The following is a 14145-nucleotide window of genomic DNA, read 5'->3' on the forward strand; positions in this document are numbered from 1 at the left end:
CGAAAAACCGCCCGCCGGGTTACCAGCGGGATGCCGCCTGCTGGTCGCTCTCCCGGGCGTCAACCCAGCGGTCGCCGTCGGCGGTTTTTTCACGCTTCCAGAACGGCGCGCGGGTTTTCAGGTAATCCATAATGTACTCGGCCGCCTCAAACGCGCTGCCGCGATGGGCTCCGGTAACCCCGACAAACACAATCTCATCCCCGGGCCACAGCTCGCCGGTGCGGTGAATAACCGACACCCGCTGCAGCGGCCAGCGCTCCCGGGCGCTGGCGACAATTTCCGCCAACGCTTTTTCGGTCATGCCCGGGTAGTGCTCCAGGGTCAGGGCACTAACGCTGTCGCCAAGGTTATGGTTGCGCACTTTGCCGGTAAAGGTCACCACGGCGCCGTCGGCATCGCACTGGGCCAGCCACTGGTACTCGTCACCCACGCTGAAGCCATCGTGGCCCACTCTGATACGGGTATTGTCCATTTTCAGCCTCCGGTCACCGGCGGGAAGAAGGCCACTTCGTCACCGTCACACAGCGGGTGATCGGCCGCCACCAGGGTCTGGTTTACCGCAAACAGCAGTTTGCCGGACTCCAGCGCCAGGGCCCAGCGATCGCCGCGCGCGCAAAGGTGCTGGCGCAGAGCTTCTACGCTTGGAAACGACGTGTCCACACGGAGGCTGTCGCACCCGACCAGCTCCCGGACCTGGGCAAAAAACAGTACGTTAATCATTTTCATCCACCCTGAAATCACCGGATTTTCCGCCGCTTTTCGCCAGCAGACGCACCGGACCAATGACCATATCTTTCTGTACCGCTTTACACATATCGTAAATCGTCAGTGCCGCAACGGAGGCCGCGGTCAGCGCTTCCATTTCAACGCCGGTTTTCCCGGTCAGGCGGCAGCGGGACACAATCCGCACCCGCTGGTGCTCGGGTTGTGCCTCAAGCTGTACTTCCACTTTGCTCAGCAGCAGCGGGTGGCACAGCGGAATCAGCTCCCAGGTGCGTTTTGCAGCCTGGATCCCGGCAATACGCGCCGTGGCAAAGACATCCCCTTTGTGGTGGCTGCCGTCGATAATCATCGCCAGGGTTTGCGCCGCCATGGTGACGAAGGCTTCGGCCCTCGCTTCGCGTACCGTTTCGTGCTTGCCGGAGACATCCACCATATGGGCTTCGCCTGCGGCGTTAATATGGGTCAGTTGCGCCATGATAAGTTCTTCAGATAGAGGTAAAAGCCGCGCGGGCGGATACCCGCGCCTGTTGATATACGAAAATACCGGGCCCCGGGATCACCCGCCAATAAACGACAGGTTGCGGGTCAGACCGGTGTTCCCCTGGTGCAGGAAGTGGGTCTGTTTTTTCGCGCTCAGTGCCTGAGAAATCCGCGCCTGTAGCGCCGCCTGCTGGGTATCGTCGCTCAGCAAGTCCCGCAGCGGCACACCATTTTCGCCAAACAGGCAAAGGTGCAGTTGCCCCACCGAAGAGACACGCAGGCGGTTGCAGGTTGCGCAGAAGTCTTTCTCATAGGGCATGATAAGCCCGATTTGCCCGACATAATCCGGGTGGCAGAACACCTGTGCCGGGCCGTCGCTGCGCTCACGCAGCTGGTGGATCCAGCCACGGGCCAGCAGCTGCTCGCGGATGGTCGCCCCGGAGATGTGGTGTTTACGGAACAGATCGCCGCCGTCGCCGGTTTCCATCAGCTCAATAAAGCGCAGCTGGATCGGGCGGTGTTTGATCCACTCAAGGAAGGTGTCCAGCTGGTAGTGGTTCACGTCGCGCATCAGCACCGTGTTAACTTTTACCCGGCTGAAGCCCGCCTCAAAGGCGGCATCAATACCGGCCATCACCTGGCGGAATTTATCCTGGCCGGTGATGGCGTGAAACTGGCGGGCGTCCAGGCTATCCACGCTGACGTTCAGCGCCGTTAACCCGGCATCGCGCCACTGTTTAACGTCCCGGGCCAGCCGGTAACCGTTGGTGGTGACCGCCAGCTGGCGGATTTGCGGATTTTCGCGGATGGCGGCAATGATCCCGGTAAAGTCCCGGCGTAAGGAGGGCTCGCCCCCGGTCAGGCGCACTTTTTCAGTGCCCAGGTTTGCAAAAGCGCGGGTTACCCGGCGGATCTCGTCCAGGCTCAGAAAACTTTTATTGGTTACCGCACCCGGTTTGTAGCCGTCCGGCAGGCAGTAAGTGCAACGAAAGTTGCAGACATCGGTAATTGACAGGCGCAGATAGTAAAATTTCCGCGCAAAAGCATCGGTAAGTTGAGAGACCATAAACACCTTTCCAAATCGGGAGATGCAGGCATTTCTTTCTGCACCCTGGCGATGTCAGTGCATCGCGGCCCGGGAACCCTATCCGGCAGACGTAGGTTCAGGGGCTTGAGTGTATGTTTTCGCCGCGGCGAAAACTGGTTACAGAGGATGGTAGCGCGTTACCGCACAATGTGCCACCGCCTGTTTTCGTTATAAAATTTTCTATATAGCGTACAAATTCTGCATTTACGCTACAGAATAGGCGAAAATGCATTTTTCACATTGATATGTGTCATAGTCTGCGGTGCCCGCATCGTCTTTTGGTCGCATTTACGCTACCGTAAGTTAAGAACACTTACTAAGGATGCTGTATGCGCAACCGCACGCTGTCTGACCTTAATCAGGTTGTTGCGTTAGGGGGAGGCCACGGTCTGGGCCGGGTGATGTCTTCCCTTTCATTTCTCGGGTCACGGTTGACCGGTATTGTTACCACCACCGATAACGGCGGCTCTACCGGCCGGATCCGCCAGTCTGAAGGCGGTATCGCCTGGGGGGACACCCGCAACTGTCTGAACCAGTTAATCACGGAACCCAGCACCGCTTCCACCATGTTTGAATACCGTTTTGGGGGTAATGGGGAGCTTTCCGGGCATAACCTCGGAAATCTGATGTTAAAAGCGCTGGATAACCTCAGCGTGCGGCCTCTGGAGGCGATAAATTTAATTCGCGACCTGCTGAAGGTCGACGCGCAATTGATCCCCATGTCCGAGCAGCCGGTGGATCTGGTGGCGATAGACAAAGACGGCCACGAAGTGCACGGGGAGCTGAATGTGGACCAGCTCACCGCCGCCCCTCAGAGCCTGCAACTGCACCCGCCGGTCAGCGCCACCCGGGAGGCGGTACTGGCCATTGAGAACGCCGAGCTGGTGATTATCGGCCCGGGCAGTTTCTACACCAGTCTGATGCCGATTTTGCTGGTCAGCGAGCTGGCCTGTGCCCTGAAACGCAGCCGCGCGCCGATGGTGTATATCGGTAACCTCGCCCGGGAGCTGAGCCCGGCGGCCGCAAGCCTGAGCCTGGAGGATAAACTGGCCCTGATGAGCCAGTGTGTGGGCCGCCCCTGGATTGATGCGGCGATAGTCGGGCAGCCGGTGGCGGGCAGCAGTACCCCCGGGCGGTTAATGATCTGCGAGCCGCTGGCCGCTGCGGATATTCCCTACCGCCACGACAGGCAGCTACTGCGCAACGCCCTGGAGCATACCCTGCTCGCTCTGGATAAGCGCAACCGGATCCCGGCCTGAACCAGGCGGCTCAGGAGGCGGCAATAAACAGCTCGCGCAGGGCGTGCAGCTCGTCGCGCAGGCGCGCCGCCTCTTCAAATTCCAGGTTTTTGGCGTGCTCAAACATTTGCGCTTCCAGCCCGGCAATCCGCTGTTGCAGCGCCTTCGGCGACAGGGCGCGATCCTCGCTGCTGGCCGCCGCTTTGCCTTTTGCCCGTTTGCTTTTGGTCTTCGCCAGCCCCTCGCCCATGGCAAGAATATCCACCACCCGCTTTTTCAGCCCCTGGGGCACAATACCGTGCTCCTCGTTATAGCGCTGCTGGCGCTCGCGGCGGCGTTCCGTTTCGCCGATGGCCTTCGCCATTGACGGGGTGATCTTATCCCCGTAGAGGATAGCCTTGCCGTTAATATTACGGGCCGCACGGCCAATGGTCTGAATCAGCGACCGTTCAGAACGCAGGAAGCCTTCTTTGTCCGCATCGAGAATAGCCACCAGGGAGACTTCCGGCATATCCAGCCCTTCGCGCAGCAGGTTGATCCCCACCAGCACATCAAACTCCCCGAGCCGCAAGTCGCGGATAATTTCCATCCGCTCGACAGTGTCGATATCCGAGTGCAGGTAGCGCACCCGCTCCCCGTGCTCTTCAAGGTATTCGGTGAGATCTTCCGCCATGCGTTTGGTGAGTGTGGTGACCAGCACCCGCTCGTTTTTCTCCGCCCGCTGGCGAATTTCAGACAGTAAATCGTCTACCTGTGTGGCTACCGGGCGCACTTCAATCACCGGATCCAGCAGGCCCGTCGGGCGCACCACCTGGTCTATCACTTCACCGCCGGATTTTTCCAGCTCATAGTTGCCCGGCGTGGCCGAGACATAAATCGTCTGGGGGGCCAGCGCCTCGAACTCTTCAAATTTCAGCGGGCGGTTATCCAGCGCTGAAGGCAGGCGAAAGCCATATTCCACCAGGGTCTCTTTACGGGCCCGGTCCCCCCGGTACATGCCGCCTATCTGCGGCACCGTCACGTGGGATTCATCAATCACCAGCAGGCCATCGGCGGGCAGGTAGTCAAACAGGGTGGGCGGTGGCTCGCCGGGGCCCCGGCCAGACAGATAGCGCGAATAGTTTTCGATCCCCGAGCAGTAGCCCAGCTCGTTCATCATTTCCAGATCAAACTGTGTGCGCTGGCTCAGGCGCTGCTCTTCCACCAGCTTGTCACTGGCCAGCAGCACCTTACGGCGATCCGCCAGTTCGAGCTTGATCTCCTCCATGGCCTGGAGGATCCGCTCCCGGGGGGTGACATAGTGGGTTTTGGGGTAAATGGTATAGCGGGGCACCACCGACATCACCTGCCCGGTGAGCGGGTCAAACAGCGACAGGCGCTCTACTTCTTCATCAAACAGCTCCACCCGCAGGGCGATATCGTCCGATTCCGCCGGGAAGATATCAATCACCTCGCCGCGTACCCGGAACGTGCCGCGCTGGAAGGCCTGGTCATTGCGGGTGTATTGCAGCTCCGCCAGCCGGTGCAAAATGGCCCGCTGGTCAATAATCATGCCGCTGGTTAAATGCAGCATCATTTTCAGGTACAGGTCAGGATCCCCCAGACCATAGATGGCGGACACCGAGGCCACCACCACCACGTCCCGCCGCTCCAGCAGCGCTTTAGTGGCGGACAGACGCATCTGCTCGATATGTTCGTTGACCGAGGCATCCTTCTCAATAAAGGTATCCGAGCTTGGAACGTAGGCTTCCGGCTGGTAGTAGTCGTAGTAGGAGACGAAATACTCCACGGCGTTTTCCGGGAAGAACTCTTTCATCTCGCCGTATAACTGGGCCGCCAGGGTCTTGTTGGGTGCCAGCACCATGGTGGGGCGCTGCAGATCCGCAATCACATTGGCGATGGTAAACGTCTTCCCTGAGCCGGTCACCCCCAGCAGGGTCTGGTGGGCCAGACCATCTTCCAGCCCCTCTTCCAGACGCCGGATAGCGTCCGGCTGATCACCGGAGGGTTTAAACGGAGAGTGCAGTTTAAAAAGTTTGCTCATGGTACAGATACCTGATGACGAAGAAACGGGCGGGACGGGGTAATTTTACCCGTCCGTGGCAAATTTACCACTCAAAAATACTGGATAAAAACCCAGTCAGGTGATAAAAAAACCGCCGCTGCGTTGCCCGACAGGAGATTATCAAAAAGTGGTTTTCTCAGCCTGAACCGGGCAGCGGGTTATCCCCAGATGGAGGGGGCTTTTTAACAATTGTCAAGGGGTGTAAAGAAAGTTCTTCCCCGGAAAATGACAGATTCCTGACAGCGCTTGATTTTATTTAACACGCTGTTTTGTATTAATTTTCTATTTAAGCTCTCTTTCACGCCACTTCAGGCGCAAGCCGCGTATTTTCTCGCTTACCGGCGCTTTTCTAACTCTAATACACAAGGTTATCCACAGGAATAGTGGATAACTGCCTCCGGCCCTGAATCTGCGCCGCTGCCCGGGCAGCGCAAAATGATAAAAAACACGGCGGAAAAAATTTTTTTTGATTTTTTTCCGCCGCCGCAGACAGCCACACAGCCGCCTGCAATAGCCCCGCCCGTGATTATTGCAGGGCGGACAAATCCAGATAGCGCCCGGTATCCTGGTACTCAGCCCCCTCCCCCAGCCAGGGGATTTCCCCCAGCAGCGGGGCGTCTATCATGGCGCTCAGCGCTGCCATATACTCCCGGTGGCGTCGCCCGGGTGGCTGCACATCACTGGCAATCCAGCCGGCGACCGGCAACCCGGCCTGGCGCACCGCCTGTACTGTCAGCAGGGCGTGATTAATACACCCGAGCTTCACCCCCACCACCAGAATAACCGGCAGTTGCTCTGCCACCACCCAGTCCGGGAAGAACATGTGCTCTGAGAGCGGAGTAAACCAGCCCCCGGCCCCCTCCACCAGGATCCAGTCTGCCAGGGGCTCCAGCGCCCGCAGCCCGGCAGACATGCGCGCCGGATCCACCGGGCGCTGCTCCTCCCGGCTGACAATATGCGGCGAGGTCGGCTCCAGAAACGTATAGGGGTTTACCTGGTCATAGGTGAGCGCCACGCTGCTGGCGCGCTGTAGCGCCAGCGCATCGCTATTGCGCAGCCCCTGGGGGGTAAGCTCACTGCCTGACGCCACCGGCTTAAACCCGGCGCTACGCCTTCCCGCCGCGGCCGCGGCCCGCAGCAGGGCACAGCTGGCGACTGTTTTACCGGCATCGGTATCGGTGCCGGTCACAAACCAACGCTTAATCACAACGGATCACTCCATAAAAAAGCTGATAACTGAGAACATACTCCCCCTGCTGCCGGGGCCAGGCCAGGGCCAGGCGCGTCAGTTGCCCCCGGGTCAGGGTCGTAGCCGGGCGGCCTTCGTGCAGGTGCGTGGCGCCAATGCCTTTCAGAGAGCGCATGGCGGTTAACACATCCGGGAAACGCAGGGTGATTTGCGTATCATGGGCTGCCAGCGAGCGCCCGCCACAGGCGGCAATCACCTGTTCCCGGGTCAAAAAACGGTTACCGTGGCGGTAACTGTCCACCTCCCGCCAGGCCTGGTGCAGCTCCGGCAGCGAGCCGGACAGCAGCGTGCTGAACGCCACCTGCCCCCCCGGGCGGGTAACCCGGCACATTTCACTGACCGCGCCGGACAGGGCGCTGCACCACTGAACGGCCAGGTTACTCCACACCAGATCAACCTGCCCGTCGTCCAGGGGCAGTTGTTCAATATCACCGTTCAGGTACTGGTCTGCCGAGTGCTGCCTGGCGGCGCTCTCGAGCATTTGCGGGGAGATATCCAGCGCCAGCACCCGGGTGCCGCGCTGGCGCCATACCCGGCTAAACCAGCCGGTGCCGCATCCGGCATCCAGCACCGTTGCCGGGCGCGTGCCCCCCAGCAGGGTCAGCAACTGCTCCCCGCTCTGGCGTTGCAGCCCGGCAAACTGGTCATAGTGGCCCGCCGCCCGGCCAAAGGCGGCCGCGATCGCCGGTTTATTGACAGACATGGGCAAGCCCCTCCAGCAACGTGTCAATATCGCGCCGGGTGTGGGCCGCGGTGAGCGTAATGCGCAGCCGCGCGGTGCCCGGGGGCACCGTTGGCGGGCGAATGGCAGTCACCCACAGGCCCCGCTCACGCAGCCGGGCCGCTATGGTCAGCGCCCGTGCGTTATCCCCGGTGATCAGCGGCTGGATCGCGGTGTGCGAGTCCCCCCGGGTGAGCGGCAACCCGGCGCTGGCGGCGCGGAAATAGTCAATATGCTCATCAAGGTGACCGCGCAGCGCATCCCCTTCGGGGCTGCGGATCACCCCCAGCGCCGCCTGTAGCGCCACTGCCTGGGCGGGCGGCATGGCGGTGCTGTAGATAAGATGGCGGGCAAACTGCAGCAAATAGTCCGCCAGCGCCTCACTGCACAGCACAGCCGCCCCGCTGACCCCGAAGGCTTTACCGAAGGTGACCACCAGAATATCCGGGTGTATCCCGGCCAGGGCGCAGCTTCCGCGCCCCTGGGGGCCGGTGGCACCGGCTCCGTGGGCATCGTCTATCATCAGCAGGGTATCCGGGCGCTGGCTGTGGCGGGCAATCTCCGCCAGCGGGGCCTGGTCCCCATCCATACTGAATACCCCCTCGGTGATAACCAGCTGCTGGCCGCTAAGCGGTTTTTCCAGCAGGCGGCCAAGGGAGGCGGGATCGTTATGGGTAAAACGCCGCAGCCCGGCGGGGCTGAGGGCGGCGGCCTCCAGCAGCGAGGCGTGTGCCAGCCGGTCCGCAAGAATGCGATCGTCTTTCGCCATCAGCGCATGGATAACCGCCTGATTGGCGGCAAAGCCGGAGATAAACAGCAGCGCCCGGGGGTAGCCAAGCCACTGGGCCAGCTCCGCCTCCAGTTGCTGGTGGGCCGGGGCGTAGCCGGTCACATGGCCGGAGCCCGCGCTGCCCACCCCGTACTCATCCGCCCCCTGCTGCCAGCCGCGGATCACCGCCGGGTGGTGGCTGAGCCCGAGGTAGTCATTACCGGAAAAATTGAGCCAGCGCCGCCCCTGATAGCCTATCCGCCCTGCTGGCAGGCCGTGCAGTGCGGTGCGGGTGCGTAGCGCGCGGGCGGCCCGGCGCGCATCCAGCGCCTGGTCAATGCGTTGTTGCCAGCTCATCACAGGGCCGCGTTGTAGTAGAGTTCGCTGTCGGCATTCAGCAGCTGGTGGGCCAGTTGCTGTTGCTGGCCGTTATCCCCCAGCTCAGTGGTGGTCTGCTGCGGGTTAAGGCCCAGTTTGCGAAACAGGATAAGATCTTTGTCTTCGTCCGGATTGGGGGTGGTGAGCAACTTGCAGCCGTAGAAAATGGAGTTCGCCCCGGCCATAAAGCACATGGCCTGGGTCTGCTCGCTCATCTGTTCGCGCCCGGCGGAGAGCCGCACATAAGAGGTGGGCATCATAATGCGCGCAATGGCGATAGTGCGAATAAAATCAAAAGGATCCACATCGTCGTTATCTGCCAGCGGCGTGCCTTTGACCTTAACCAGCATATTGATCGGCACACTTTCCGGCGCCACCGGCAGGTTAGCCAGCTGTAGCAGCAGCCCGGCGCGGTCGTTAACGCTCTCCCCCAGCCCGACAATCCCGCCGGAGCAGACTTTGATCCCCGCATCGCGGACTTTTTCCAGCGTGTCGAGGCGCTCCTGGTAACTGCGGGTGGTAATGATATTGCCGTAGAACTCCGGCGAGGTGTCCAGATTGTGGTTGTAGTAGTCCAGCCCGGCACTGGCCAGGCGCCGGGCCTGGCTGTCTGAGAGGGAGCCCAGGGTCATGCAGGCTTCCATCCCCATGGCTTTGACCCCCTGAACCATCTGCTCCAGATAGGGCATATCGCGCTCCTGGGGGTTTTTCCAGGCGGCCCCCATGCAAAAGCGGGTGGATCCGGCCTGTTTCGCCTTGCGGGCGGATTCCAGCACCTGTTCGACCTCCATCAGGCGTTCGCTCTCCAGCCCGGTTTTATAGCGTGCGCTCTGGGGGCAGTATTTACAGTCCTCCGGGCAGGCGCCGGTTTTAATCGACAGCAGCGTGCTGACCTGAACCTGGCGGGGATCGAAATGCTGGCGGTGTACGGTCTGGGCTTCAAACAGTAACTCCAGCAGTGGTTTTGCGAATAAATCGGTGACTTGCGACAGTGTCCAGCGCGTGTGGTGAGCCATGAGCCTCTCCCAAAAGGGGTGTTATCGTGAATGGTTTGTCGTTATACTTGTAAACTAAATCTTTTTAATTAGGTTTACAAGTCACCTTATGACGCCACAGGATCTCGCCTTTGATGCCCGGCATATCTGGCATCCCTACACTTCCATGACTCACCCCCTGCCGGTTTACCCGCTGGCCTCAGCCCGGGAATGCACCCTGACGCTCGCCGGGGGAGAGACCCTGACAGACGGCATGTCCTCCTGGTGGGCGGCGATCCACGGTTATAACCACCCGCAGCTGAATGCCGCCATGACGCAGCAGATTGACCAGGTGTCTCACGTGATGTTTGGCGGGCTTACCCACCAGCCTGCGGTGGAGCTGTGCCGCCGCCTGGTCGCCATCACCCCGTCAGCGCTGGAGTGTGTATTCCTGGCAGACAGCGGCTCAGTGGCGGTGGAAGTGGCCATGAAGATGGCGCTCCAGTACTGGCACGCAAAAGGGGAGAAACGCCAGCGCTTTCTGACCCTGCGCAACGGCTACCACGGGGATACCTTCGGGGCCATGTCGGTGTGCGATCCGGATAACTCCATGCACAGCCTGTGGAAGGGGTATCTGGCAGAGAATCTGTTTGCCCCCGCCCCCACCTGCGCCTTTGACGCTGAATGGGATGAGCAGGATATCGTCCCCTTTGCCCGCCTGATGGCGGCCCACCGCCATGAGATTGCCGCGGTGATCCTCGAGCCCATCGTCCAGGGGGCGGGGGGAATGCGCATCTACCATCCGGAGTGGCTGCGGCGGATCCGCAAAATGTGTGACCGGGAAGGTATCCTGCTGATAGCCGACGAAATCGCCACCGGCTTTGGGCGCACCGGTAAGCTGTTTGCCTGCGAGCACGCAGGGATAACGCCGGATATTCTCTGCCTGGGTAAGGCCCTGACCGGCGGCACCATGACCCTGTCCGCCACCCTGACCACCCGCCCGGTGGCGCAAACCATCAGCGACGGGGAAGCCGGCTGCTTTATGCACGGCCCGACATTTATGGGTAACCCCCTGGCCTGCGCCGTGGCCTGTGCCAGCCTTGATCTGCTGGCGCAGGGCGACTGGCAACACCAGGTGGCGCGTATTGAGGCGCAACTGCGCGCCGGGTTACAGCCCCTGCGGGCCGCCCGGACCGTTGCCGATGTGCGGGTGCTGGGTGCCATTGGCGTGGTGGAAACCCACCAGCGGGTCAACATGGCTGCGCTGCAGCGCTTTTTTGTCGAACGCGGCGTGTGGATCCGCCCGTTCGGTAAACTTATCTACCTGATGCCACCCTATATTATTCGCCCTCAGGAGCTGGAGAAGCTGATCAGCGCCGTGGCAGAAGCGGTACAGTGCCCGGCGCTGTTCAGTGACTGATCCGGCCTGACAACCGGCAGTGGTTTCTGGTACAACGGTGGCTGATACGCTACGCCACAAGGAGACACCATGAAGCTGTTCAGCCACGACTTTCGCGATGGCGACATCCTTCCCCTGCGTCATGTTTTCAACGGGATGGGCTACACGGGGAGCAATATCTCCCCGCACCTGGCCTGGGAAGATGTGCCCGCACAAACCAAAAGTTTTGTAATCACCTGCTACGATCCCGATGCGCCCACCGGCTCCGGCTGGTGGCACTGGATTGTCGCCAACCTGCCCGCCGGGTGCCGTGAGTTGCCCCAGGGGGCGGGCTCGGGCCTGGCTCAGGTCCCCCACCCGGCCATCCAGACCCGTACCGACTTCGGCAAAGCGGGTTACGGCGGCGCGGCACCGCCACAGGGCGAGCGCCACCGCTACATTTTTACCGTCCACGCCCTTGATACCGATCGGATTGAGGTAGATGAAGGGGCCAGCGGCGCCATGGTCGGCTTTAATGTTCATTTTCACAGCCTTGCCAGCGCCTCGCTGACGGCGCTGTTCAGTTAAGTTCTCCCCGCCGCCTGGCCGGTGGCGGGGTCGTTTTTTCTCTCTGTTCCGGCAATATCTTGCCCGGCACTGTCACTTATTGCTTCCCGTTTCGCTTAACCTGGTATAAAAACAGGCGGCTGAGATACACCGGGGGTTCCCCCTCAGCATTCGTTTTTTCTTCAGCAAGGAGCATCTCTTGAAAACATTGTCCGTTTCCCGTCTTGCGCTGGCGCTGATCTCAGGAGCCGCGCTGTCAGCCTGCAGTTCCACGCCGCCGGAGAGCCAGCCCTCTACGCAGCAGGCGCCAGGCACCCAGGCCCGGCCGGTTCTTTCTGCCGGGGAGGCGCAAAACTACACCCGGGAGCGCTATTTCAGCGACCGGGATCCCCAACAGCCCGCCTGGCAACCGGCCCCGGTTACCGTGGCACAGACAGCGGATTTTGTCGTCGGCCCCGCCGGTGAGGCCGGTGTCACCCACACCACTCTCCAGGCCGCTGTTGATGCCGCTATTGAGAAGCGCACCAGCCGCCGCCAGTACATTGCCATTATGCCCGGCAACTATGAGGGAACCCTGTATATTCCGGCGGCCTCCGGCAGCGTGACCCTGTACGGCCTGGGGGATAACCCGGAAGCGGTGAAGATAGTCAGCGCCATCAATGGCCACAGCGCGCTCAGTGACTGGCGCCATACGGTTAACCCGTCGGGCAAATATATGCCGGGGAAACCCGCGTGGTATATGTATGACAGCTGCCAGCGCCAGCACAGCGCCACCGCAGGGCTGATGTGCTCGGCGGTGGTCTGGTCCCAGAATAACGGCCTGCAACTGAAGAACCTGACCATAGCCAACACCCTGGGCGACGCCAGCGGCGAGGGGGATAACCCCGGGGTCGCCTTACGGACAGATGGCGACAAAACCCAGCTTGACCGGGTAAATATTCTGGGCCGCCAGAACACCCTGCTGTTTACCAATAGCGATGTTCATAACCAGATGCGCAATGACGGCCAGCCGCGCACCCTGGTCACGGACAGCTATATAGAAGGCGATGTGGATATGGTGGCCGGGCGCGGCGCGGCGGTGTTTGACAATACAGAATTTCGCCTGGTGAACAGCCGCACGCAGAAAGAAGGCTATGTGTTCGCCCCCGCCACCCTGCCCGGGATCTACTACGGTTTCCTGGCAATAAACAGCCGCTTTGTTGCCAGCGGTGAGGGTGTCGCCCAGCTGGGCCGCGCCTGGGATCTGGGGGCCGGGGCCAGTGGTTATCAGCCCGGGCAAACCGCCAATGGCCAGGTGGCTATCCGCGACAGCGTGATTAACGCCGGGTTTAACCGCGAAAAACCCTGGGGGGATGCCTCCGTCAGTCTGCGTCCGTTCAGCGGCAATGTGGCTGAACAACGTAACCTGAACGATCCGCAGTACAACCGGATGTGGGAGTATCAGAACCACGGCGCCGGCAGCCAGGAGTAGCCAGATAGCAAAACGGCCCGGAAATCCGGGCCGTTTTATCAGAAGGCGTTAATGGTGACCCACATGGGCCCCTGGCCCACCGCATAGCGGCCTTTTTCCACCAGCAGCCCCTGCTCGCCGGTGATTTCATACACCGCAATATGGTGCGACTTCTGCCCGGCGGCAATCAGGAACTTCCCGGCGTCATCAATATTAAAACCGCGTGGCTGGGCTTCGGTCTTCTGGTAGCCCTCCACCGACAGTACGCTGCCATCTTCCGAGACGCTGAAAATGGTGATAATGCTGGCGGTACGGTCACAGGCATAGAGGAATTTGCCGTCTGGCGTGATGTGAATATCCGCCGCCCAGCGGGTGTCGGAGAAGTCCGGCGGCATCATATCCAGGCTCTGGACACATTCAATCTCGTCGTGCGGGTTGCTCAGTTGCCATACGTCGATGGTGCTGTTCAGCTCATTGACGCAATAACCGTACTGGCGGTTCGGGTGGAAGGTCATATGGCGCGGGCCCGCACCCTCTACGGTGGTCACTTCCGCAGGATCCTGCAACACCAGATCCCCGTCATCCCCGAGGGTAAACAGGCAGATACGGTCCTGTTTCAGGGCCGGAACCCACAGGGTTTCGTTGTCCGGGGAGATATTGGCCGAGTGGCACCCTTCCAGCCCCTCGACAGTAAACGCAACCGGCTGCGGGCGGCCATTTTCCAGCGGGGTCACGCTCACGGAACCGGCGTTGTAGGAGGCGGTGAATAAAAACGCGCCGCTGTGATCGGTGGAGATATGGGTCGGGCTGCCCGACAGCGCGGCGTGTGCCGCCTCGCTCAGGGTGCCGTCATCCGGGGCGATGCGGTAGGCTATCACGCGAAAATCAGGGCGCACCCCGACATATAACCAGCTCTTGTCCGGGCTGACCACCATCGGCTGAACCTGTGCGCCAACATCCACCACCTGCAGCAGGCTCAGCTCTCCCTGCCCATCCAGACGCCAGACGTGGATCTGCTGGCTTTCCGGACTGGCGACATACACGGTTTGTTTCATTTCGACTCCTT

Annotated in this window: 14 protein-coding genes and 1 riboswitch; of the genes, 4 read left to right on the forward strand and 10 right to left on the reverse strand. The window is 60.9% G+C overall.

Annotation, left to right across the window (positions count from 1 at the left end):
• Window positions 1-19: 19 nt before the first annotated feature.
• The 4 genes from moaE to moaA all read right to left on the reverse strand — a co-directional run bounded on the left by moaE (window position 20) and on the right by moaA (window position 2269).
• On the reverse strand, window positions 20-472 hold the full coding sequence (gene moaE / locus EBL_RS12635) for a molybdopterin synthase catalytic subunit MoaE (protein WP_002439380.1): 453 nt from the start codon (window positions 470-472) through the stop codon (window positions 20-22).
• A gap of 2 nt (window positions 473-474) precedes the next feature.
• Window positions 475-720 (reverse strand): molybdopterin synthase sulfur carrier subunit, encoded by a 246-nt coding sequence (moaD, locus tag EBL_RS12640; protein ID WP_002439379.1) that lies wholly within the window; start codon window positions 718-720, stop codon window positions 475-477.
• Window positions 713-1198: a cyclic pyranopterin monophosphate synthase MoaC gene (gene moaC, locus EBL_RS12645; RefSeq protein WP_002439377.1), complete on the reverse strand. Its 486-nt coding sequence runs from the start codon at window positions 1196-1198 to the stop codon at window positions 713-715. The genes moaD and moaC overlap by 8 nt, the downstream gene beginning before the upstream one ends.
• An 81-nt stretch (window positions 1199-1279) precedes the next feature.
• A complete protein-coding gene (gene moaA / locus EBL_RS12650) occupies window positions 1280-2269 on the reverse strand; it encodes a GTP 3',8-cyclase MoaA (RefSeq protein ID WP_002439375.1) in 990 nt (329 codons plus the stop codon).
• Window positions 2257-2393: riboswitch (molybdenum cofactor riboswitch) on the reverse strand. (Overlaps the previous gene by 13 nt.)
• A gap of 226 nt (window positions 2394-2619) precedes the next feature.
• Between moaA and yvcK the strand changes: the two genes are divergently transcribed.
• On the forward strand, window positions 2620-3549 hold the full coding sequence (yvcK, locus tag EBL_RS12655) for a uridine diphosphate-N-acetylglucosamine-binding protein YvcK (RefSeq protein WP_002439374.1): 930 nt from the start codon (window positions 2620-2622) through the stop codon (window positions 3547-3549).
• A 10-nt stretch (window positions 3550-3559) separates the two neighbouring features.
• Here yvcK and uvrB read toward each other — a convergent pair whose 3' ends face one another.
• The 5 genes from uvrB to bioB all read right to left on the reverse strand — a co-directional run bounded on the left by uvrB (window position 3560) and on the right by bioB (window position 9726).
• Complete coding sequence (uvrB, locus tag EBL_RS12660; RefSeq protein WP_002439372.1) at window positions 3560-5572, reverse strand: excinuclease ABC subunit UvrB; 2013 nt, start codon at window positions 5570-5572, stop codon at window positions 3560-3562.
• 547 nt (window positions 5573-6119) lie between these two features.
• Window positions 6120-6800, reverse strand: coding sequence for a dethiobiotin synthase (bioD, locus tag EBL_RS12665; protein ID WP_002439371.1), 681 nt, complete (start codon window positions 6798-6800; stop codon window positions 6120-6122).
• Window positions 6793-7545: a malonyl-ACP O-methyltransferase BioC gene (gene bioC, locus EBL_RS12670; RefSeq protein WP_002439370.1), complete on the reverse strand. Its 753-nt coding sequence runs from the start codon at window positions 7543-7545 to the stop codon at window positions 6793-6795. The genes bioD and bioC overlap by 8 nt, the downstream gene beginning before the upstream one ends.
• Complete coding sequence (gene bioF / locus EBL_RS12675; RefSeq protein ID WP_002439369.1) at window positions 7532-8689, reverse strand: 8-amino-7-oxononanoate synthase; 1158 nt, start codon at window positions 8687-8689, stop codon at window positions 7532-7534. The genes bioC and bioF overlap by 14 nt, the downstream gene beginning before the upstream one ends.
• Window positions 8689-9726, reverse strand: a complete 1038-nt coding sequence (gene bioB, locus EBL_RS12680; RefSeq protein WP_002439366.1) for a biotin synthase BioB — start codon at window positions 9724-9726, stop codon at window positions 8689-8691. The genes bioF and bioB overlap by 1 nt, the downstream gene beginning before the upstream one ends.
• 88 nt (window positions 9727-9814) lie before the next feature.
• Here bioB and bioA point away from each other — a divergent pair, with 88 nt between their 5' ends.
• From bioA to EBL_RS12695, 3 genes are all read left to right on the forward strand, one after another.
• Window positions 9815-11104: an adenosylmethionine--8-amino-7-oxononanoate transaminase gene (gene bioA / locus EBL_RS12685; protein WP_002439365.1), complete on the forward strand. Its 1290-nt coding sequence runs from the start codon at window positions 9815-9817 to the stop codon at window positions 11102-11104.
• Between the two features lie 69 nt (window positions 11105-11173).
• Window positions 11174-11650 (forward strand): kinase inhibitor, encoded by a 477-nt coding sequence (locus EBL_RS12690; protein WP_002439363.1) that lies wholly within the window; start codon window positions 11174-11176, stop codon window positions 11648-11650.
• Between the two features lie 178 nt (window positions 11651-11828).
• Window positions 11829-13100: a putative acyl-CoA thioester hydrolase gene (locus tag EBL_RS12695; protein ID WP_002439361.1), complete on the forward strand. Its 1272-nt coding sequence runs from the start codon at window positions 11829-11831 to the stop codon at window positions 13098-13100.
• 38 nt (window positions 13101-13138) lie between these two features.
• On the opposite strand, the gene pgl is transcribed toward EBL_RS12695, so the two are convergent.
• Entirely contained in the window at window positions 13139-14134 is a 996-nt protein-coding gene (pgl, locus tag EBL_RS12700; protein ID WP_002439359.1) for a 6-phosphogluconolactonase, read from the reverse strand.
• Window positions 14135-14145: the final 11 nt, after the last annotated feature.

This window comes from Shimwellia blattae DSM 4481 = NBRC 105725, assembly GCF_000262305.1.
In the GTDB taxonomy this organism is placed as follows: Bacteria; Pseudomonadota; Gammaproteobacteria; order Enterobacterales; family Enterobacteriaceae; genus Shimwellia; species Shimwellia blattae.